The 20,685-nt window shown below is 61.9% G+C and carries 14 protein-coding genes; 6 read left to right on the top strand and 8 right to left on the bottom strand.

Annotated elements, in window-relative coordinates; all coding sequences use genetic code 11:
* Window positions 1-65 precede the first annotated feature (65 nt).
* The gene (locus tag AB5Y53_RS15750; protein WP_368182882.1) at window positions 66-3,071 is read left to right on the top strand and encodes a glycosyl hydrolase family 18 protein; all 3,006 of its coding nucleotides are present in this window, start codon (window positions 66-68) and stop codon (window positions 3,069-3,071) included.
* Between the two features lie 395 nt (window positions 3,072-3,466).
* Here the strand turns inward: AB5Y53_RS15750 and AB5Y53_RS15755 are convergent, their stop codons facing one another.
* From AB5Y53_RS15755 to AB5Y53_RS15785, 7 genes are all read right to left on the bottom strand, one after another.
* Window positions 3,467-4,702: a lipopolysaccharide assembly protein LapB gene (locus AB5Y53_RS15755; protein WP_042014300.1), complete on the bottom strand. Its 1,236-nt coding sequence runs from the start codon at window positions 4,700-4,702 to the stop codon at window positions 3,467-3,469.
* Window positions 4,703-4,713: 11 nt separating this feature from the next.
* Window positions 4,714-5,349 carry an energy transducer TonB gene (locus AB5Y53_RS15760; RefSeq protein WP_039040356.1) on the bottom strand — a complete coding sequence of 212 codons (636 nt, stop codon included), beginning with the start codon at window positions 5,347-5,349 and terminating at the stop codon, window positions 4,714-4,716.
* A gap of 16 nt (window positions 5,350-5,365) precedes the next feature.
* Window positions 5,366-5,773 (bottom strand): biopolymer transporter ExbD, encoded by a 408-nt coding sequence (locus AB5Y53_RS15765; protein WP_005327075.1) that lies wholly within the window; start codon window positions 5,771-5,773, stop codon window positions 5,366-5,368.
* A gap of 67 nt (window positions 5,774-5,840) precedes the next feature.
* Window positions 5,841-6,368: a MotA/TolQ/ExbB proton channel family protein gene (locus AB5Y53_RS15770; protein ID WP_039040355.1), complete on the bottom strand. Its 528-nt coding sequence runs from the start codon at window positions 6,366-6,368 to the stop codon at window positions 5,841-5,843.
* A gap of 10 nt (window positions 6,369-6,378) precedes the next feature.
* The gene (locus AB5Y53_RS15775; RefSeq protein WP_368182511.1) at window positions 6,379-7,752 is read right to left on the bottom strand and encodes a MotA/TolQ/ExbB proton channel family protein; all 1,374 of its coding nucleotides are present in this window, start codon (window positions 7,750-7,752) and stop codon (window positions 6,379-6,381) included.
* The gene (locus AB5Y53_RS15780; protein ID WP_368182512.1) at window positions 7,749-8,513 is read right to left on the bottom strand and encodes a DUF3450 domain-containing protein; all 765 of its coding nucleotides are present in this window, start codon (window positions 8,511-8,513) and stop codon (window positions 7,749-7,751) included. Before AB5Y53_RS15780 ends, AB5Y53_RS15775 begins: the two co-directional genes overlap by 4 nt.
* A gap of 102 nt (window positions 8,514-8,615) precedes the next feature.
* Window positions 8,616-11,222 carry a TonB-dependent receptor plug domain-containing protein gene (locus tag AB5Y53_RS15785; RefSeq protein WP_368182515.1) on the bottom strand — a complete coding sequence of 869 codons (2,607 nt, stop codon included), beginning with the start codon at window positions 11,220-11,222 and terminating at the stop codon, window positions 8,616-8,618.
* Between the two features lie 739 nt (window positions 11,223-11,961).
* Here AB5Y53_RS15785 and AB5Y53_RS15790 point away from each other — a divergent pair.
* The 5 genes from AB5Y53_RS15790 (at window position 11,962) to AB5Y53_RS15810 (ending at window position 18,092) form a co-directional block, all read left to right on the top strand.
* Entirely contained in the window at window positions 11,962-12,987 is a 1,026-nt protein-coding gene (locus AB5Y53_RS15790; protein WP_010675471.1) for an ABC transporter permease subunit, read from the top strand.
* Window positions 12,988-12,989: 2 nt separating this feature from the next.
* On the top strand, window positions 12,990-14,033 hold the full coding sequence (locus AB5Y53_RS15795) for an ABC transporter permease (RefSeq protein WP_041212459.1): 1,044 nt from the start codon (window positions 12,990-12,992) through the stop codon (window positions 14,031-14,033).
* 82 nt (window positions 14,034-14,115) lie between these two features.
* Window positions 14,116-15,933 carry an extracellular solute-binding protein gene (locus tag AB5Y53_RS15800; protein ID WP_216987650.1) on the top strand — a complete coding sequence of 606 codons (1,818 nt, stop codon included), beginning with the start codon at window positions 14,116-14,118 and terminating at the stop codon, window positions 15,931-15,933.
* A 25-nt stretch (window positions 15,934-15,958) separates the two neighbouring features.
* A complete protein-coding gene (locus AB5Y53_RS15805) occupies window positions 15,959-16,996 on the top strand; it encodes an ABC transporter ATP-binding protein (protein ID WP_368182517.1) in 1,038 nt (345 codons plus the stop codon).
* Between the two features lie 94 nt (window positions 16,997-17,090).
* Window positions 17,091-18,092, top strand: a complete 1,002-nt coding sequence (locus AB5Y53_RS15810; protein ID WP_368182519.1) for an ABC transporter ATP-binding protein — start codon at window positions 17,091-17,093, stop codon at window positions 18,090-18,092.
* Window positions 18,093-18,721: 629 nt separating this feature from the next.
* On the opposite strand, the gene AB5Y53_RS15815 is transcribed toward AB5Y53_RS15810, so the two are convergent.
* Entirely contained in the window at window positions 18,722-20,173 is a 1,452-nt protein-coding gene (locus AB5Y53_RS15815; RefSeq protein WP_368182520.1) for an aminoacyl-histidine dipeptidase, read from the bottom strand.
* Window positions 20,174-20,685 lie beyond the last annotated feature (512 nt).

A 20,685-nucleotide genomic window follows, 5' to 3' on the forward strand; every position in this document is an offset into this window, starting at 1 on the left:
TGAAGCCAAGACAAAACAAGGAAGATAACAATATGCAACAGATCTTGAGGCCCAGCAGGCTTGCCATGCTGGTCGCCCTTGCGGCCGTCCCTGCCTGGGCGCAGGCCGCTTACCCCGCCTATCAGGCCGGCACCGCCTACAAGGCTGGCGACATCGTCAGCAACGCAGGCGCCCTCTATGAATGCAAGGAATTCCCTTACTCCGGCTGGTGCGGCGCGTCCCCCTATCACTACGCCCCCGGGGTGGGGGTGGTCTGGGCCGATGCCTGGAAGCTGTATGGTGGCGAGGTGCCGCCACCGGCCCTGGTCGTCGCCATCGGCTCCCCCGCCGTGGGTGCCAGCGTCAGCGAGGGGGCCAGTGTGGCCCTGGCGGTGACGCTGAGCGGCCCGGTCACGGCGCTCGCCCGGGTGGAATACCTCATCGACGGCGTTCTGGTCGCCACCGCCACGGCTTCTCCCTGGAGTGCGAGCTGGTCTGCCGCCGGTGCGGGCGCTCACGCCCTCAAGGCCCGGGCGCTGGATAAAGACGGCAAGGTGCTGAGCGAGGCGGATTCGAGCTTCAAGGTCGCCGCCGTGGTGGCGCCAGAGGCGCCCAGGGTGAGCATCGCAAGCCCGGCCGCCGGTGCCAGGGTGACCCTGGGCCGCGCCCTCACCGTGAGCGGCAATGTCACCGACGCCAATGACGACGTCGCCAAGGTCGAGCTCTTCGTGAATGGCCAGAAGGTGGGCGAGGACACCAGCGCCCCTTGGCAACTGAGCTGGACGCCCCAGAACAAGGGGCTGACCGGCCTCAAGCTGGTGGCGACCGACAAGACCAACCTCTCTGGCGAGTCGGCCCAGGTGGACGTGCAGGTGGAAGAAGCGGCCCTGCCCCCTACCGGCGGCAACCTCTCCTGCGACGTGCGCCAGATCTACCGCGCCGACGGCAGCGAGTGCATGGGGGATGACCACGGCCGCCGCGTCATCGGGTATTTCACCTCCTGGCGCACCGGCAAGAACGGCCTGCCCGCCTACCTGGTGAGTGACATTCCCTGGGACAAGATCACCCACATCAACTACGCCTTCGCGGCGGTGGACGAGCAGAGTCACACCATCAAGGTGGATGACGCCGCCACCAAGCTGACCTGGAACGGGGTGCCGGGCGCCGAGATGGATCCGGAGTTCGCCTATCAGGGTCACTTCAACCTGCTGTCCAAGTACAAGAAGCAGTACCCGGACGTGAAGACCCTCATCTCCGTCGGGGGCTGGGCCGATACCCGCGGCTTCTACGCCGCCACCACCAAGGGCGACTGCTCGGTCAACACCGCCGGCATCAACGCCTTTGCCGACTCGGCCGTGGGCTTCATCCGCCAGTACGGCTTCGATGGGGTGGATATCGACTACGAGTACCCCACCTCCATGAAGGATGCGGGCAACCCCAATGATTTCCCGCTCTCCAACCAGTGTCGCGGCAAGCTCTTTGCGAACTATGAAGTGCTGATGAAGACCCTGCGCAACAAGCTCGACAGTGCCGGCACCGAGGACGGTCGCAAGTACATGCTGACCATCGCCTCGCCGGCCTCGGCCTACCTGCTGCGCGGCATGGAAAACTTCCAGGTCACCCAGTACCTCGACTACGTCAACCTGATGACCTATGACTTCCACGGTGCCTGGAACCACTTCGTCGGTCACAACGCCGCCCTGTTCGACAACAAGGCGGATCCCGAGTTGTCCCAGTGGGGTGTCTACACCCAGGCCCAGTTTGGCGGCATCGGCTATCTCAACTCCGCCTGGGCGGCCCACTACTTCCGCGGTGCCCTGGCGGCGGGCAAGATCAACATAGGGGTGCCCTATTACACCCGTGGCTGGCAGGGGGTCACCGGTGGCACCCACGGTCTGGGTGGCAAGGCGGCGCTGCCGAGCCAGAGCGATTGCCAGCCGGGAACCGGTGGCAGCACCATTCCGTGCGGCAACGGGGCGGTGGGCATCGACAACATCTGGCATGACCTTGACAAGAACGGCAAGGAGATTGGCGGCGGCGCCGTGCCCATGTGGCATGCCAAGAACCTGGAGCATGCGGCCAGCCTCGGCATCACCACCTTGCCGAGCTACGGCCAGGCCTGGGGTCTGGATCCCAACAACCCGGCCCACGTGATGCAAGGCCAGTATGTGCGTTACTACGACGACAAGGCTCATGCGCCCTGGCTCTGGAACGAGCAGAAGAAGGTGTTCCTCTCCACCGAAGATGAAGAGTCCATGGGTCACAAGCTCGACTACATCGTCAAGCGGGGCCTGGGGGGCGTCATGTTCTGGGAGATGGCGGGGGACTATGACTTCGACGCCGCGAAGAACGAGTACGTGATGGGCAGCACCCTCACCAGCCTCGCCTACGAGAAGTTCAGCAAGGCCGACAAGGCGGCCCTGAAGCAGAACGATCTGCCGGCGCCAGCCGCCCAGCTCGACATCGGCGTGAGCCTCTCCGGCTTCAAGGAAGGGGACTCCAACTACCCGATCAACCCGACCCTCAAGCTCACCAACAAGTCGACCCAGACCATTCCGGGCGGCACCCGCATCGAGTTCCTGGTCCCCACCTCCACCTCAGACACCATCACCGACCAGAGCGGCATGGGGCTGAAAGTGGTGGAGAGCGGTGGCAACCAGAACTCGGACGGCATCGCCAATGAGAAGGACTTCCACAAGGTGGCCCTGACGCTGCCGGCCTGGAAAGCCTGGACGCCGGGCACCGAGGTCGAAGTGGCCATGACTTACTACCTGCCGGCTGCTGGCGTGCCGAGTGGCATGCGTCTGATTGCCGGCAGTCAGACCATAGGCCTGAAGTCCGACTTCCCGGCCCTGGCCGAGGCGGTGCTGGGCAGCAGTGGCGGTGGTGACGGCGGCAGCGGTGGCACCACCTGTGCCAGCCAGAACGTCAACCCGGCGGACTACAATGCCTATCCGACCTGGCCGCGCGGGGATCACGCCAATGGCAACGACCGCATGACCAACGGCAAGGCGGTGTGGCAGGCCAACTGGTGGACCAGCAGCGAGCCCAAGGCGGGCGATGGAAGCTGGAAGCTGGTATGCAACTACTGAGTTGTCCCGGCTGCTGTACCTGCAGCGAACTCAGAGCGGGCGACGGCGCTGGACGCTGGTGTGCAGCTACTGAGTTGTCCCGGCTGCTGTACCAGCCACGAGCTCAGAGCGGGCGACGGCAGCTGGACGCTGGTATGCAGTGACTGATGACCTGTTGAAGGGGTTGCCCCCTCCCAACGCAACGATCCAATCCGGAGCCCAGGCTCCGGATTTTTTTGTGCCTTGTATCAGGAGAAGGAGGGGGAAAAGGGCAGGGGCGGTGCCATAAAAAAGACCGCTCCGAAGAGCGGCCAATTGCCACCAAGGCAATCTGCGGGGTGACCCCCTTGTCGATGTGTCGCGGCCCGGATGCCGAGTCGGGGAGATCCCCGTTCCGCCAGCCGGGCCGCGCAGCTTTATTGGGTGACGGCGCCGCCCTGCTGCTCTTTCAAGAAGCTGATCCAGGGGGAAGCACGACCACTGACGTTGCCGTTCTGGGCAGCCTGAGTGAAGGCGGAGAGCGCCTCCTTGGGCTTTTGCTGCTCAAAATAGGCGACCCCGGTCAGGAACTTCAGATCCGCCCGCTGCTCGCCGCTGGCGTTGGCGGCAGGCTTGGCGGCGAAGGCCACCAGATCCTGGTAGCGCTTGCTCTGGATCATCATGCGCGCCATCTTGAGCTGCAGCTCTGCATTGGGGGCCAGCTTGTAGGACTTGGCCAGGGTGTCGATGGCCGGGTCCAGCTCCTTGGCCTGATGCCAGTAGTTGGCGAGCGTCTTGTAGTTGGCCGCGGTGCTCTCGATCTGCCCCTCCTTCATGGCCTTCTCCATCACGCGGGCGGCGCGGTGGGGAATGCCGGCGAAGGCGAGGTAGTTGGCGAGCCGCTGCAACTCGTTGGCTTCGGTCAGCATGCCGAGGTTGTAGGCCCCTTCCAGTGCCGCCAAGGCCTTGGCATCGTTGCCCGCCTGCATGTGCATGGCCGAGAGCTGGGTCCAGTACTTCTTCTTCTCCGGGTAGCGGTCCACCAGGGCAGTCAGCACCTCGGTGGCCGGCTTGTACTGTTTCAGCTCGTAGTGGGCAGCCATCTTCAGCAGGTACCAGGACTCCGGCGCCTTGCCTGCGGAGAGCTTGATCGCGTTGTCCACTGCCGGAATGGCTTCCCGGTACTGCTTGAGCTGCACATGGGCGTTGGCCAGGGTGATGTAGGCGTGCGGGGTCGGCTTCTCGTCCTTGCCGAGGTTTGCGAACCACTCCTTCATGGTGTTGATGGAACCCTTGAAGTTCCCCTCCGCCATGTAGAGCTGGGCCAGGTTGTAGCGCACCTGCTGGGCCACCGGGGGCGGCAGGCCGCCGGTGGCGATGGCGTCGGCGAAGTACTTGGTCGCCTGACCGTACTTCTCCTGCTGCGCCGCCACGAAGCCCAGGGTCTGCAAAATGACCCCCTTGTCGTAGACCCGCTCGCCAGCGCCGGACAGCGCCTCCTGCAGCTTGGCATTGGCCTCGCCGTATTTCTTCTCGGTGATCAACGCCTGGGCCTTGTTGACCGCGCGGTAGGCGCGGTCAGACAGGGCGGGTTGTTCGGCGGCCCAGGTGGCGGTGCTGAGCAGCACCGCCATGGCCACCGGGGCGAGGATCAGGGTATGTAACTTTTTCATCGCCACCCTCCTTAGTTGGTCGCAAACTCGATCTCTTGCTGCATGCGACTGGCCTGCGGCTTGCCGTCCACCATGGCCGGCTTGAAGGTCCACTTGGCAATGGTCTGGCGCGCCGCCTTGCCGAGGTCATAGCTGCGGGGCTCTTCCTTGACGATGCGGATGTTGCTCACGGTACCGCGCTCGGTGACGGTGAACTCCACCAGTACCTTGCCGGATGCGAGACCGGCCAGGGCCGCCTTGCGGGGCATCATGGGCTCGAAGGTCGCCATCGGGATGGCGCCGTTGTTGCCACCCATGCCGCCGCCACCGCCGCCGGTGCTGTAGGCACCCAGGGCGTTGCCGCCACCGATGTTGACCGGGATGTCGAGTTTGGGCATGTCCATGGGGGAGCTCTCCATCTGCGGCCTGTCCGTGCTCGCCACCTCCATCTCGGGCGGGGGCGGCGGGCGGTTCGGGGGCGGCGGCTTGGGCAGTTCCCGTTGTTTCTCTTGCAGGGTCTCCTGAGGCTTGAGGCGGATGAAGTCGGTCATGGTGACGTCCTCCCGCTCCGTCAGCTCCCGGTGATCCGGCGTGATGAGCTTGTTCATTCCCAGAAACAGGAAGAACACCACCACGCAGGAGACCGCCAACGATATCAGGTATCTCATAGGGCTCGCTCCGGCATCAGCTGCTCTTGCTCGCCGCGATGGAGATGTTCTGGACACCGGCCATGCGGATCTGGTCCATGACCTGCACCACCAGCCCGGAACGGGACTCGGTATCGGCCTGAATCACCACGGCGCTCTCCGGGTTCTCCGCCCGCAGCCGCTCGATGTTGGCGCGCACGGCACCCACTTCGACGACCCGTTTGTCGACCCAGACCTGACCGTTCTCGCGGACCGCGACCATGATGTTCCCCTTCTTCACCGTCTCGGCCGTGCTGGCGCTCGGGCGGTTGATCTCCACGCCGGACTCCTTGACGAACGAGGTGGTGACGATGAAGAAGATCAGCATGATGAACACGATGTCCAGCATGGGGGTCAAATCGATGGCCGCCTCGTCAGCACCGCTGTCGCTGTGACGTTTTCTCATGGCAAAAAACTCCTTGCTTGTTCTGTGCCCCGGCGGGCATGGCCCGGCCGGGGATGTGCATCCTGCATCAGCCGTGTTTCAGGTTGTCTTCCAGCTTCTGCACCGCCAACTTGGCCTTGTGATCGAGCTGGTTGACAAAAAACAGGCCGGAAAGGGCGGCAATCATGCCCGCCATGGTCGGTACCGTCGCCTTGGAGATCCCCGAGGCCATCGCCCTGGGGGAGCCGGTGCCGGTGATGGCCAGGGTATCGAACACCTGCACCATGCCGACCACGGTCCCGAGCAGCCCCATCAGCGGGCAGAGGGCGATCAGCACCTTGATGACCGGCATCCCCTTGTCCACCGCCATGGCGACCCGGGAGACCAGCTCGCGGCGGATCTGCCTGGCGGACCAGGAGAGGTGATCGGTGCGGGCCAGCCAGGCCGCCTTGGTTTGCTTCACCTGTTTGGGGTAGACCGCCATGAAGTAGAACCAGCGCTCCAGCAGCAGGGCCCACATCATCAGGGTCAGGAAGAACAGGGCGACCAGCACGTCGCCCCCCAATCCCAGAAACCGGCGGACCGACTCGACTTCTTCAATCAACCAGAACCACATGGGTGACTCCTTAGGCTGCGGCTTTGGCGGCGTGCAGACGTTCCTGGTAGCGTGCGACGAAACCGGCGCTCTGCTCTTCCAGTACCTGGATCAGACGACGGCTCTGGGTCTGCACGATGGTGTAGAGGAACAGCATGGGCACGGCGACCACCAGACCCTGCATGGTGGTGACCAAGGCTTCGGAGATACCCCCCGCCATCAGCTTGGGATCGCCGGTACCGAACAGGGTGATGGCCTGGAAGGTGGCAATCATCCCGACCACGGTACCCAGCAGGCCCAGCAGCGGGGCGACGGAGGCGATCAGCTTGATGAGGCTGATGCCCTTCTCCAGCTTGGGCACGTTGCGCAGGATGATCTCGTCGAGCTTGGATTCCAGATCCTCGATGTTGTCACCCCGGTGATCCTGGTAGGCCCCCAGCATCTCGCCGATGGGGTTGCCCTTGATGATCTGCTCGGATTTCAGCTGCTTGCGCATGGCGCCGCCGATGAGGGAGAGACGGGCACCGCAGAACAGGGCCAGCAGGGTACCGATGACACCCAACGCCAGGATCACGTAGCCCACGGATCCACCCTGATCGATGCGCTCCTTGAGGGTCGGCGACTGCACCAGCAGGGAGAGGATCACGCCGCGGGACGGGTCGATAAAGATGGGTTCGACGCTGCCGCCACCCTGTTCAAACTTGGCGACCGGTTCCAGCACCGCGTTCTCGGGTTGGCGGGAGAGTTGCTCGAACTTGCCGGTCTCCGGCACGAAAGTGAGGTACTTGCCTTCGGAGACGGTGTTGAACTCGCCTATCTGGGTCACGGTCTTCTGGGCCTGGTTGCCCTCGCCGTAGACCACGGTGGCCGGGATCTGGCTCACCTTGCCACCGTCGACCATGCGGCTGAGGGTGGTGGTCCAGAAGGCGGTCAGGTCATCGCTGGAGGGCAGCTCCTTGCTCTCGGCCAGGCGAGTCAGCAGGGCGGTCTGCTCGGGATGTTCGACCCGGCGGGCGGAGGCATTGAAGATCCCCTTGAATTCACCGGCGAACTGGCGCAACACGCCAAACATCTCGCCCATGTTGCCGGAGCGCTGGCGCAGGGTTTCGGTCAGCTCGGTGAGCTGCTTGTCGTTGGCATCGAAGGTAGCCTTGAGCTTTTCGCCCCTGGCGACTTCGGTGGCGAGATCCGCCTTGGCCTTGGCGAGCAGGGCCCCTTGTTCGTTCTTGTCAGCCAGGAAGCGGGCTTCCCGCTCCTTGTTGAGCTGGGATTCGCTGGTGCTGGCGGCCTTGACCTGATTGAGCAGGGCGTTGAGATCCACCGGCTTCTCGGCAGCGGTCACCGGCAGAGTGACCAGGGTGGCGCCCGCGATCAGCGAGGCGATGGCAAGTTTGATTCCTTTCATGATGCTTTCTCCGCAGTTTGAACCGGCAGCTTGATGAGGGCGGGGGGCGCCTGCTTCTTCGCGATGCGAAGGCCTTGTTCAACCGCACTGCGATACTCCTGGGGCAGTACTTCCCACTGGCGGGTCTTCTTGTTCCACATGCCGGTCTCGTTGCCATCCGGGGATTGGTAGAGCAGGGCGATGCGGCCGACGCGCAGGAACTCGTAGGTCTTCTCGCCGCCATCCTTGTCCAGGCTCGCCTTGTAGGCTTCGATGGTGCGGCTGAAGCCCTCCTCGATCTGGTAGGCCTCGAGGATCTTGCGGTACTTCTCGGAGATGGTGACGTCGGCCCGGTTCATGAGATCGGTCAGGGCCGCCACGCGGTCCTCACGCTCCACCTTCTGGAACGGCAGGTCCAGGGAGACGAACTGCTCGAGGGAGTCGATCATCTTGAGCATCAGGGGCACCACTTCGGTGCTGGTCTGGTCGATCTGGGCGATCTGCTTTTGCATGGAGGCGAGTTCGGCGCTCTGGGAGTCGACCATCTTGCCCACTTGCTCGTTGTAGGCGCGCAGGCTGTCTACCTGGCGCAGGGCGGCCTTGTACTGGGCCAGGGCAGACTCGGCAGACTCGGCGTAGCTGTCGATCTTCTGCTGGGAAACTTTGGATGCATTGTCGGTGGCGGCTTGAGCGTCCACGGCCTGGCTGGCAGAGGCGGCACTCAGATTGAAGCTGGTCAGCAAGGCAGCCGTAATCAGGCTGCCGAGGAGCGCTTTCTTCATTGTAATTGTCCTTGTCTTCATAGGATTACCCTATCTCCGTAACTTCCTTGGGACCTTGGGCAAAGCCGGCCCGAACGGGCCGGCTTGTGGTTTGCTGGTGGATTAGAACTTCTGGCTGTAGTCGAGGTAGTAGATGCGACCGTCGATGCTGTAGAGCTCGTCGTCATAGGTGAAGCCATCGCTCTCGAGGGACGGGCCCACGTTGAACATGTTCTTCACGCCGACCTGGATCTTGCCGTTCCAGGGCGCTTCCACGCCGACGTTCAGGTTCCAGGTGGTCTGGGACGCGATGTGGCCCACTTCCTCGCCGGTATCGGCGATGTAGTCCTGGCTCTGGGAGTCGATGTAGTTCGCGCTCAGGTAGGTATCCATGTTCCACCATTGGGGAACATTGACACCCACACCGGAGCTGAAGCGCATCTGGGGCAGACCGTTCTGGCCGATCTTGTCGATGACGGGACCACCGGCGTACAGACCTTCCTTGTATTTCAGGATGTAGGTACCGCCCAGGTCATAACGCACGGTGGCGTAGTTCAGGTCGTAGGTGTAATCCACCTTCAGGTCGAGGCCGGAGGTCTCGAGGGTCCCCAGGTTGACCATGGGCGCGATGGCGCTACCGATCTTGCCCTGGCTGTTGCGGATGATGCTGCTGGAGCTGCCGCTGTTCAGTTCGTCATAGATGAGAGACTGCAGGGAGTTCAGCTGGATCAGGTCCTCGATCTTGATGGTGTAGTAGTCCAGGGAGAGGTTCAGGTCATCCACCGGGCTGTAGGCCACCCCGAAGTTCCAGGTGTCCGCGGTCTCTTCCTTCAGATCCTCGTTGGAGGTACGGGTGGTGGTGTACTGGCGGTTCGGGCAGTCTGCCGCGGAGATGCCGTTGGCCTCGCAGTAGACGTAATCCTTCGCCCAGTCGGCGGACTCGGAATCAGCCGAGTAGAGATCGCTCAGGCTGGGGGCGCGGAACGAACGGGACCAGGAGGTGCGCAGCATCAGGTTGTCCAGCGGCTGGTAACGCAGGCTCGCCTTGGGGGAGAAGGCGCTGCCAAAGTCGCTGTACTTGTCGAAGCGACCGGCCACGTTCAGCTCGATCTGCTCGGTGATGGGCACCAGTGACTCGATGTAGGCGGCAGTCACGTCACGCACGCCACCGGAGGAGTTGCCTGCGGAGCCGATGATGTTGCCTGCTTCGGACTGGGCGTCGTACTTGTCGGCATAGACCCAGTCGTTGTACTCGGCACCGGCGTACCAGCTGACCGGACCGGCCGGCAGTTCACCCATGTCCCACTGGACACCGGCGTACCACTGGTAGAAGTCCATGGTGGCGCGGCGGCTGGTGTCGGCGGCCATGGAGGCAGTGCTCTGGGGGTCGAACTCACCACCGACGAACTTGCCGTCGGCGATCGCCTGCTGGGCAGCGGACTTCAGCACGTAACCGGTGCCGTTCTCCTTGTTGTCGGTCTTGGAGTACATGTAGCCGGCGTTCCACTGCATGTCGCCGACGCTTTCGGTGGCGATGGTGCCTTCGAAGCCGAGGTTCATGCTGCCGGTGGTGTCGGTGACATAGTTGTCACGGGGACCGACGTTGCTGAAGCGGTAGTAGGCGTAGGCAGCCTCACCCAGACCCTGGGTGGCGGCGGCATCCAGGCCGTTGTCGGTGAAGAACTGGGCGTTCTTCGGGTTGGCCGGGTCAATGGTGAAGGCGCCGGCGGCCGGGGCGAAGCGGCCAAAACTCTCGACTCGGGAGCCGATGATCTGCGGCACGAAGTCCACGTTGTCGTTGATGTGGTAGCGACCGTTCACGTACAGGGTGTCACGGCTGCGGGAGGCTGTGGTGGCCGCGACCTGGCCGTAGTTGAAGTTACAGCCGCCCTCGAAGCCGACGAAGGGCTCCTTGCATGAGCCGTCGGCATTGGTGGCGCCGGCCAGGGGGCCGTATTTCCAGATGGGGTCGCCGTTGGCGTCAAGGCCCGTGATCCCTTCCACGTTGCGGCCGTAGGGGCTGGGGGAGTCGTTGCCCTGCTTGGCAAGATAGTCCCGATCGCGACTGTAGATGACGTCCTTCTTGTCGTGCTCGTAGACCGCCATCAGGGAGCCCTTCTCGCCGGCCACCCCTGCCACGATGGAGCCGCTCTTCTCGTCGCCGCCCTCTTCGCTCGGGGAGCCAATGCGGCCCTGGAAGTCCAGCCCTTCGTAGCCCTCTTTGAGCACCACGTTGATTACGCCACCAATGGCGTCGGAACCGTAGATGGCGGAGCCGCCGTCCAGGTTGACCTCGACCCGCTCAACGGCGGCCATGGGGATGGTGTTGAGGTTGATGGAGGTGCCGCCCATGGTGGGGGAACCCGCTACCCGCTTGCCGTTCAGCAGAACCAGGGTACGCTCGGAACCCAGGCCGCGCAGGCCGACGGTGGATTGGGACTGGAAGGAGCTGCCGGAGGCAGGGGAGACGCCGCCAAAGGAGTTGTAGGAGGCTTGCTTGAGGTAATCGGCGACGGTCTGCTGACCGGATTGCTCGATTTTCGCCTTGGTCACGGAGACGACCGGGGTGGCGCCTTCCACATCGACCCGGGAGATCCGGGAGCCGGTGACCTTGATTTTTTGCAGTTTTTCTACGTTCTGGCCCTCTTCGGCCAGGACAGGGGTAGCCACAACTGCCGCGCTCGCCAAGGCAAACGCTACGGCAGCAGAGAGTCTGCTTTTCCTAAGCATCGCTAGTATCCTTCCTGATTGTTTATTGTTTGCTTCCATTACCGCCCTCGTTGGAGCGGTGCGTAAGGCTTATCAAGGTTTGGTGATGGACGTCAAATGGAGCGGCGGGGATGGGGGCTGCAGGGGGAATTAGATGGGAAGATGCACTTGATGGAATATTTTTGGCGTTTTATTCCGTAAATGCCGCGTCAACTTATGTAAAGATGTTGTTAAGTTCGATTTTTACAATTTTATTGATTATTTTTGAACTTATCGATAAGTCGCTTGTCACTCCAGTGTCGATATCGAGAAAATGGTTTTTTGCAGTATTTTCATCTGCTTTTATGGCGAGAGCGTTTTCCGGGGAACGGAGGGTGGGGGCGGCTATCCCTCTTCTTTTATAGGTAAATGAGAAAATACCCCGAACCGCTATTAACTTGTTGATTTTGTTCTGATTGGCATGAATTAAAACACCTGTGTAATTAATTTTTTAATAATTAAAATCGAGTTTGACGGGTAGGCGTAGCAGTTTTTTATATTGAAGTTGGGTTTTTTGGAAAAAATCATCCGCGGGATATGCTGCGGGGGGACATTCCTGGTCGCAGACCGGGTTCTACTTGATTTTTGTTGCAGAGCTTTTACAGTGACCGAGCCGGATTGTCTGTCAATGCCAGTCAATTCAGTGAGTAATGCCAGGTAAGGATAGGCCCGTCACCGGATGTGACTGGCCATAAAAGAACAACAAGGACGAGGTTCCACCATGCTGTCGTATTTCCTACGTCGGATGCTTTTGATCATCCCGACGTTTCTCGGTATCACCCTGCTCGTCTTCACCATCACCCGCTTCGTGCCGGGCGGCCCGGTCGAGCGCATGCTGCTGCAGGCGCAGGTCTCGCAAAACGAGTCCGGCCGCTCCAGTGGCAGCAAGGGGGCGCAGGCACTCTCCGACGAACAGATTGAAGAGCTCAAGGCGTTCTACGGCCTCGACAAGCCCATGCTGGTCGCCTACTGGGACTGGTTGCAGAAGCTGGCGGTGCTGGATCTCGGGGAGTCGACCCGTTATTACGAGCCGGTGTGGGATCTCATCAAGGAGAGGTTGCCGGTGACCGCCTTCTTCGGGCTCGCCACCTTTCTGCTGAGTTATGCCGTCTCCATCCCGCTCGGGGTGGCCAAGGCGCTCAGGCACAACAGCCGCTTCGATTCCCTGAGCTCGATGCTCATCTACATGGCCTATGCGCTGCCCGCCTACGTGGTGGGGATCTTCCTCATCACCGTCTTTGCGTTCCATCTGGAGTGGCTGCCCATGGGGGGCTTCCCGGGGGACGAGTTTGACGGGATGGAGAGCAGCTGGGATCAGATCCGCACCGTCTTCGCCCACGCCCTGCTGCCGCTCATCGCCTACGCCATCGGGGATTTCGCCATCCTCACCATGACCATGAAGAACAGCCTGATGGAGAACCTGTCGGCGGATTATGTGCGCACCGCCGTGGCCAAGGGGTTGCCGTTTCGCAAGGCGGTGACCGATCACGCCATGCGCAACAGCCTGATCCCCATCGCGAGTCACTTAGGGTCGGTGCTCACCGTCTTCTTCGGGGGCTCCTTCCTCATCGAGACCATCTTCAACATCGACGGCATCGGCCTGCTCGGTTACGAGGCCATCGTCGAGCGGGATTACCCCACCGTCATGGGCATTCTGGCCATCACCTCCATGCTGATGCTGGTGGGCAACATTGTCTCCGACATCTGCGTTGCCCTGGTCGATCCCCGCGTGCGGTTTGGAGAGTGAGCATGAACCTGAATCCGGTAACTCTGAAAAAACTCAAGCGCTTCAAGTCGATAAAGCGCGGCTACTACTCCTTTGTCATCTTTTCGGTCCTGGTGGTCATCTCTCTGCTGGCGGAACTGCTGGTCAACAGCCGGGCCCTGGCGGTGAGTTATCAGGGGGAGCTCTATTTCCCCACCTATGGGGACGTGATCCCGGGCCAGCACTTCGGGCTCGACTACGAGTACGAGACCAACTACCGCCAGCTCAAGAGCCAATTTGCGAAGGAAGATAAGGGGGATTGGGTGTTGCTGCCCCTGGTCCCCTGGAACCCCTATGAACAGGACTTCAAGGAGGAAGCCTACCCGCCCTATGCCCCGAGCCTGGCGGAGCGCCACTTCCTCGGCACCGACACCAGCGGTCGCGACGTATTGGCACGGCTGGTCTACGGCTTTCGCATTGCCATCGGCTTTGCTTTCATCGCGCTGGTGGCGAGCTATGTCATCGGGGTCAGCATCGGCTGCATGATGGGGTTCCTTGGCGGTCGGTTCGATCTCCTGATGCAGCGTTTCATCGAGATCTGGTCCCAGGTGCCCTTCCTCTACGTCATCATGATCCTGGTCTCCCTGGCCAAGCCGAACTTCGGCCTGTTCGTCGGCATCAACGTGCTGTTCGGCTGGATGGGGATCACCTGGTACATGCGCACCCTCACCTACAAGGAGCGGGCGCGGGACTACGTGATGGCGGCGCGGGCCCAGGGGGCGAGCACCAGGCGCATCATCTTCAACCACATTCTGCCCAATACCCTGATGATGATCGTCACCCTGGCCCCGTTTGCCGTGGTGGGCAACATCTCCACCCTGACGGCGCTGGACTACCTGGGCTTTGGCCTGGCGCCGCCGACCCCGAGCTGGGGGGAGCTGCTCTCCCAGGGGATCAACAACCTCGACGCCATCTGGATCGTGAGTTCGGTGGTGGCGGCGGTGAGCCTGGTGCTCATCATGGTCTCCTTTATCGGGGAGGCCATCCGGGAGGCGTTCGATCCGCGCAAATTTACCCGTTATCAGTGAGCGGTGGCGCCTTGCCAGGGCACATCGACAGGACCCTTAATGAAGACGCCCCCAGTGCAGGGGCATGACCAGGAAGTCAAACATGAACAATAAAATCAAATGGACAGGTGCTCTCTTTCTGCTGTTGAACGGATCCTGGGTGTGGGCGGCCAGCCTGCCCGCGGATCTGACGTGGGAGACCAACGACACCGACCCCGTGTTCGCCTCTCCCAAGGCGCTGCCCGGCGGCAACCTCAATCTCTTCGTCGACAGCTTCCCGCTGACGTTTCGCACCGTGGGGCCGGATTCCAACGGCTCGTTCCGTTCCTTCATCCTCGACAACCAGATGAGGCTCATCAGCTTCCATCCCAACACGGGCAACCCCATTCCGGCCCTGGCGAATGCCTGGGCCATCGCGCCGGACAGCCAGACCGTCTATTTCAAGCTCGACCCGCGCGCCAAGTGGTCCGACGGCAAGCCGGTCACCGCCGATGACTACACCTTCGGCTACGAGATGATGCGCTCCAAGGACATCAAGGGCCCCTGGTTCAACAACTACTACACCACCGAGGTGGTGGCGGTGGAGAAGATTGACGACCACACCATCCTGGTCAAGGCGGGCAGCCGCAAGGCCAAGCTCGATCTCCTCAACACCACCGAACTGTGGCCCCAGCCCAAGCACTACTACAAGATGGGCCCGAACTGGGTGAAGCAGTACAACTGGGCCGTGGTACCCACCACGGGCCCCTACGTGATGAGCGACGTGAAGAAGGGCAAATCCGTCACCTTCAGCAAGCAGAAGGAGTGGTGGGCAAAAGACGATCGCTACAACCAGCACAGGTTCAACCTCGACACCATCAAGGTGCAGGTGATCCGCGACCACAACATCGCGTTCCGCCACTTCCTCAAGGGGGAGCTGGACACCTTCGAGATGATCCTGCCCAACTGGTGGCATGAGAAGGCGGTCACCCCGGAGTACAAGCAGGGATACGTGCAGAAGGTGATGGCCATGACCGACACCAAGCAGGGGGGGCAGGGGGTTCACCTCAACGTGGCCAATCCCAAGCTGGCGGATCTCAACGTGCGGCTCGGCATCCAGCACGCCTTCAACATCGACAAGATGATAGAGACGGTGCTGCACGGCGACTATGACCGCGCTACCACCTTCGGCTCTGGCTTTGGGGCCTTCACCGACATCGCGCTCCCTGAGCGGGCCTACGACATCGCCAAGGCACGGGAGTACTTCGCCAAGGGCGGTTACGGCAAGCAGGGACCGGACGGCATCCTGCAAAACGACAAGGGAGAGCGGCTCACCCTGGCCCTCACCTACACCAGCCAGGAGCACTCCAAGCGGCTGACCGTGCTCAAGGAAGAGGCCAAGAAGGCGGGCCTGGATCTGGAGCTCAATCTGGTGGATGGCGCCACCGGCTTCAAGGTGATGCTGGAGAAGAAACACGAGGCGGCCTGGCTTGGTTGGGGGGGCGGTGGTCTCTATCCGCAATACTGGGAGTCCTTCCACTCCGACAATGCCAACAAGCCCCAGACCAACAACCTGTTCAACGTGGCTGACAAAGAGCTCGACAGCCTGATCGACGCCTACAACGTCGAGTTCGACATGGACAAGCGGGCCGCGCTTTCCCACCAGATCCAGCAGCGCATCTATGATCTCGCCATCTTCGTGCCCGGCGTCCAGCTCAACTACGTGCGAGCCAGCAGCTGGCGCTATGTGATGCTGCCGGAGGTGCCCGCCACCCGCAACACCCCGGATCTGCTCTACTGGCCCATGGATGGCTACCCCCACAGCAGTGGCGGCCTGCTCTGGATCGATCCCAAAGTGAAGGAGGAGACCCAGAAGGCCAAGGCTGACGGCAAGGCGCTGGCCCCCATCACCCTGATCGACAAGACCTATGCACATCATTGATGTGGCCCAGAAGGGAGCAGCAGTCATGCCCAACACACAGGCCACCGCCCCCGGCACCAGCGATCATGAGGGGCAGTCTCTGTCCCCCATCCTCGAGGTGCGGGATCTCGAGGTGGAGTTCGCCGTCGACGACGGCAAGATCAAGGTGCTCGACGGGGTCAGCTTCCAGGTCGCCCCGGGCAAGACCCTGGGGATAGTCGGCGAGTCCGGCTGCGGCAAGAGCGTCACCTCGCTGGCCATCATGGGGTTGCTGCCAAGGCCCCACGGTCAGGTGGTGGCGGGCTCCATCCGCTTTCAGGGGGAGGAGTTGCTCAATCTGCCGCCGGAGCAGATGTACAAGGTGCGTGGCAACCGTATCTCCATGATCTTTCAGGAGCCCATGACGGCCCTCAACCCGGTGCAGACGGTCGGCGATCAGCTGATGGAGGTGTTTCGCCTCCACTGCCCCGATTACAGCAAGGCCCAGCGCCGTGACGCCGCCATCGCCATGTTGCAGAAGGTGGGGATCCCCGAGCCTGCCCAGCGTTTCGCGGCTTATCCCCACAATCTTTCCGGCGGCATGCGCCAGCGGGTGATGATCGCCATGGCGCTGGCCTGCGAACCGGCCCTGCTCATCTGCGACGAGCCGACCACGGCGCTCGATGTGACCATCCAGGCCCAGATCCTGGATCTGATGAAGGAGCTGCAAGCCCAGACCGGCATGGCCATCATCTTCATCACCCACGATCTCGGGGTGGTGGCGGAGCTGTGCGACGAGGTGGTGGTGATGTATGCCGGGCGTGCGGTGGAGCGGGCCGATATCTATGAACTGTTTGACCACCCGCGCCATCCCTATACTCATGGTTTGATGGCCTCGATCCCGCGTCTGGAAGATGTGCCAAAGAGCCTGCTCAAGACCATCAAGGGTCAGGTGCCCGCCCTGCACGAGATGCCGGCGGGGTGCCGTTTCTCCAACCGCTGCCCCCATGCCACGCCCCTTTGCGTGGAGACCATACCGGTGACCGAGCAGTTGAGCGAACGCCACGGGGTGGCCTGCCACCACTGGAAGGAGGTGAGCCTATGAACGGCCTGGTGCGGGGACGGGGTGTCGCAGGACAGCCAGGCGGCGGGAAGGCGACCAGGTCGTCTGCTGCCATGAATCGTCGGGGATGGAAGTCATGACCAGCTTGTTGTCGGTAAGCAATTTAAAGCAGCATTTCAAGATGGGTGGCGGTTTCTTGCGCAAGCAATACACTGTCTACGCGGTGGATGGCATCAGCTTTGATCTCAGGCAGGGGGAGACCCTTGGCCTGGTGGGGGAGTCGGGATGCGGCAAGTCCACCCTGGGGCGTTCGTTGCTCAAGCTGTTCGAGCCGAGCGCCGGCTCCATCACCTTCGAGGGGCGTGACATCACCCACCTCTCGCCCAAGGAGATGCGATCCCTGCGTCAGGAGATGCAGATCGTGTTCCAGGATCCCGCAGAATCCCTCAACAGCCGCCACACGGTTGGGCAGATCCTGGAGGAGCCCTTCATCATCCACGGCAAGGGCAACGCCGAACAGCGTCGGACATGGGTGCAGGAGCTGCTGGAGAAAGTTGGCTTGCCCGGCAGCGCGGTGGATCGCTATCCCCATGAGTTCTCTGGCGGCCAGCGACAGCGCATCGGCATCGCCCGCGCCATCGCCCTCAAGCCCAAGCTGCTGGTGTGTGACGAGGCGGTGTCGGCGCTCGACGTGTCGGTGCAGTCCCAGATCGTGAACCTGCTGCTCAATCTGCAGCGGGAGATGAACCTCGCCATCATTTTCATCGCCCATGACCTGTCGGTGGTCAAGCACATCTCGGACAGGATTGCGGTGATGTATCTGGGCCGGATCGTCGAGCTGGCCGAGGCCCAAGCTCTCTACCTGGCACCGCGCCATCCCTATACCCAGGCGCTCATCTCCGCCATTCCGGTGCCGGATCCGCGGCGGCGCAGCCAGCGCATCCTGCTGACGGGGGATGTGCCGTCCCCCATCTCGCCGCCGAGTGGCTGCCACTTTCACCAGCGCTGCCCCCATGCAACGGATCTGTGCCGCACCCTCTCGCCCGCCCTTGAGGCGTGCGGCGGGCAGGGGCATCAGGTAGCCTGCCATTTCCCCTTGACCGTGCAGGAGGCGGTGCCACTGGGAAAGGCGATATGATGCCGGCGCCCGTCGCGTCGCGACCGGCATCGCTGCAAGGTGGCACCGAGGAGGCGCAATAAAAGCGGAAACGGGATAAAAAAATGGGGCCTGCGGGCCCCATCTTCATGGTTGGAGTTCAGGTTTGGCCGTGGGAATTCTGGCCCGGGCAGGACAGCGCCCCGATGGGGGTGGCTGTTGTGTGGATTGCTGAGTTGTTTTGTAGTTTTATTACGTTGCTAATTTCAACTTCCGGACAGGCGATATCAGGCGCCATAACGGAAGTAGTAATTGCGGGTTGCAGGCGCATAAGTGTCTTTCTCTTCAGCACCTTTCTTGCTGGTTGCACCCTTCAGGTGGAACAGCACTGCCAGATTCTCGAACATATGATGACCTCGTTTCTCTGTGGTTCATGGGTTGTGTGACCTTGGTCACGTTCTGATCCTAGGGGCATATGTGAGCTGGATCAACTTTTTGTGTTGTAAATTTACATAAATCATGGAAAGGGTTTTCAAATGCAGACCTGTTCATGGATACGGTTTCAAGCCAGTGCCACGCGTGGAATCGGGGATATGAGAGAGGTGGCCGAGGAGGGAGCACAAAAAAGATGCCCCGCACGGGGCGGGGCATCGGTATGGTCGTGAGCTGGCTTACTTGGCCGGGATATGTTCCAGCACGTGAACCAGCAGTTGCCAGAAACGCTCGACCGCCGGGATGTGCACCTTCTCACCCGGGGCGTGGGCGCCGCGGATGGTCGGGCCGAAGGAGACCATGTCCCACTCCGGGTAGGCGCTCTTGAACAGACCGCACTCGAGGCCTGCGTGGATCACCATGACGTTCGGCATCTCGCCAAACAGGGTCTGGTAGCTGCTTCGCACCAGTGCCATGACCGGTGAGTCGACGTTCGGGGCCCAACCCGGGTAGGCGCCGGTGAACTCGCAGCTGGCGCCGGCCAGGGTGAACAGGGAGCGGGTCATCTGCTCGATGTTCTCGCGACCGGAATCGATGAGGGAGCGGATCAGGCACTGCACATAGACTTCCCCCTCGAGTGTCTTGATGACACCCAGGTTGGTGGAGGTCTCGGTCACGCCCGGGATGGCGTCGCTCATGCGCATCACCCCGTTCGGGCAGGCCATCAGGGCATCCAGCAGGCGGCTTTGCAGGGACTCGCTCATGAGCTGGGCCGGTTTCTCCCGGGCGGTGAGCAGCACAGTGAGGTTGGCCTCGGTGGCGGCCAGCTCGCTCTGATAGATGCCGGCGTAGCGGTCCACCAGGGCCTTGAAGTCAGCCACGCTGGCGGCGGGCACCAGCAGGCTGGCGCGGGCCTCGCGGGGGATGGCGTTGCGCAAGGTGCCGCCACTGAGATCGCCAAGGCGCACCCCCAGCGGTTCGGCGGCCTTGAGCAGACGGACCAGCAGCTTGTTGGCGTTGCCGCGGCCGCGATGGATGTCGACCCCGGAGTGGCCGCCGCGCAGGCCCTTGACCTGCAGCTCGAAACCTTCACCCTCGGTGGCAGCGACCCGCTCCAGGGGGAAGCGGATATTGGCATCCACCCCGCCGGCGCAGCCCATGTAGACCTCGCCATCCTCTTCGGAGTCGGTATTGAGCAGGATCTCGCCTTCCAGCCAGCCCGCTTCCAGACCGAAGGCGCCGGTCATGCCGGTCTCTTCGTCGGTGGTCAGCAGCACTTCCAGCGGGCCGTGCTTGATGGTCTTGTCGGCCAGCACGGCCAGGCAACCCGCCATGCCCATGCCGTTGTCGGCACCCAGGGTGGTACCACGGGCGGTGACCCATTCGCCATCGATGTAGGCATCGATGGGATCGGTGGTGAAGTCGTGCTGGGTGTCGGCGTTGGCCTGGGGCACCATGTCGATGTGGGCTTGCAGCACCACGGCCTTGCGGTTTTCCATCCCCGGCGTGGCCGGTTTCTTGATGATGATGTTGCCGACGGCATCTTGCTTGACCGCCAGGCCTTCTCCCTGGGCCCACGCCACGATCCAGGCGCTCAGCTGGGCTTCGTGCTTGGAGGGGTGGGGGATGGAGCAGATCTGCTCGAAGAATTGCCAAATCAACTTGGGAGACAGAGAACTGAGCTGTGCCACGTCGGGACTCCTTACCAGCATGGAAAATGTCGGGCCCCACTCTGCGGGCCGGGGAAGAGGATAACGATAATACAGTCAATCACGCAAAAATGTGAGCGATCAGCGCAAATGACGCTCTGCTTGTGCTGGGAAAGGGAGCGTGGATGGCGAACTTCACTACCTGCCTTATTTGTGTCAGCACAACATCAATTTTGTGACGTCAGTCACAAATATATTGTCTTTTTGGCGGCGGGTGGTAAATTAGCCGCCGTGGCCAGCCCACTTGTCAGGATGACAATCAATGCCTCCAGGGAACCGAAGCAAAGCAAGTGCGCCTCCATGGAACCGAGTGTCAGTTCAAGGATGTGAACCCGCATTAAGGTACGTAACTTGTTAAGCAATCAGGAGTTTATGATGTCAGGCAGCAATTCAACCTATTGGTTTGCCCAATCTCTCTATACCCAGGGCTTCAACTACCCGAATCCCTACGCCACCCGCCGTTAAGGCTCGCAGGCGTCACAGGTAACAGCAGC

Source organism: Aeromonas sp. R7-5, assembly GCF_040908015.1.
Classification (GTDB): domain Bacteria; phylum Pseudomonadota; class Gammaproteobacteria; order Enterobacterales; family Aeromonadaceae; genus Aeromonas; species Aeromonas caviae.

Excerpts from the sequence above, each read along its gene's own strand:
- AB5Y53_RS15750 (WP_368182882.1), top strand. The coding sequence starts at position 66 with ATGCTGGTCGCCCTTGCGGCCGTCCCTGCCTGGGCGCAGGCCGCTTAC.
- AB5Y53_RS15755 (WP_042014300.1), bottom strand. The coding sequence starts at position 4,702 with ATGAAAAAGTTACATACCCTGATCCTCGCCCCGGTGGCCATGGCGGTG.
- AB5Y53_RS15760 (WP_039040356.1), bottom strand. The coding sequence starts at position 5,349 with ATGAGATACCTGATATCGTTGGCGGTCTCCTGCGTGGTGGTGTTCTTC.
- AB5Y53_RS15765 (WP_005327075.1), bottom strand. The coding sequence starts at position 5,773 with ATGAGAAAACGTCACAGCGACAGCGGTGCTGACGAGGCGGCCATCGAT.
- AB5Y53_RS15770 (WP_039040355.1), bottom strand. The coding sequence starts at position 6,368 with ATGTGGTTCTGGTTGATTGAAGAAGTCGAGTCGGTCCGCCGGTTTCTG.
- AB5Y53_RS15775 (WP_368182511.1), bottom strand. The coding sequence starts at position 7,752 with ATGAAAGGAATCAAACTTGCCATCGCCTCGCTGATCGCGGGCGCCACC.
- AB5Y53_RS15780 (WP_368182512.1), bottom strand. The coding sequence starts at position 8,513 with ATGAAGAAAGCGCTCCTCGGCAGCCTGATTACGGCTGCCTTGCTGACC.
- AB5Y53_RS15785 (WP_368182515.1), bottom strand. The coding sequence starts at position 11,222 with ATGCTTAGGAAAAGCAGACTCTCTGCTGCCGTAGCGTTTGCCTTGGCG.
- AB5Y53_RS15790 (WP_010675471.1), top strand. The coding sequence starts at position 11,962 with ATGCTGTCGTATTTCCTACGTCGGATGCTTTTGATCATCCCGACGTTT.
- AB5Y53_RS15795 (WP_041212459.1), top strand. The coding sequence starts at position 12,990 with ATGAACCTGAATCCGGTAACTCTGAAAAAACTCAAGCGCTTCAAGTCG.
- AB5Y53_RS15800 (WP_216987650.1), top strand. The coding sequence starts at position 14,116 with ATGAACAATAAAATCAAATGGACAGGTGCTCTCTTTCTGCTGTTGAAC.
- AB5Y53_RS15805 (WP_368182517.1), top strand. The coding sequence starts at position 15,959 with ATGCCCAACACACAGGCCACCGCCCCCGGCACCAGCGATCATGAGGGG.
- AB5Y53_RS15810 (WP_368182519.1), top strand. The coding sequence starts at position 17,091 with ATGACCAGCTTGTTGTCGGTAAGCAATTTAAAGCAGCATTTCAAGATG.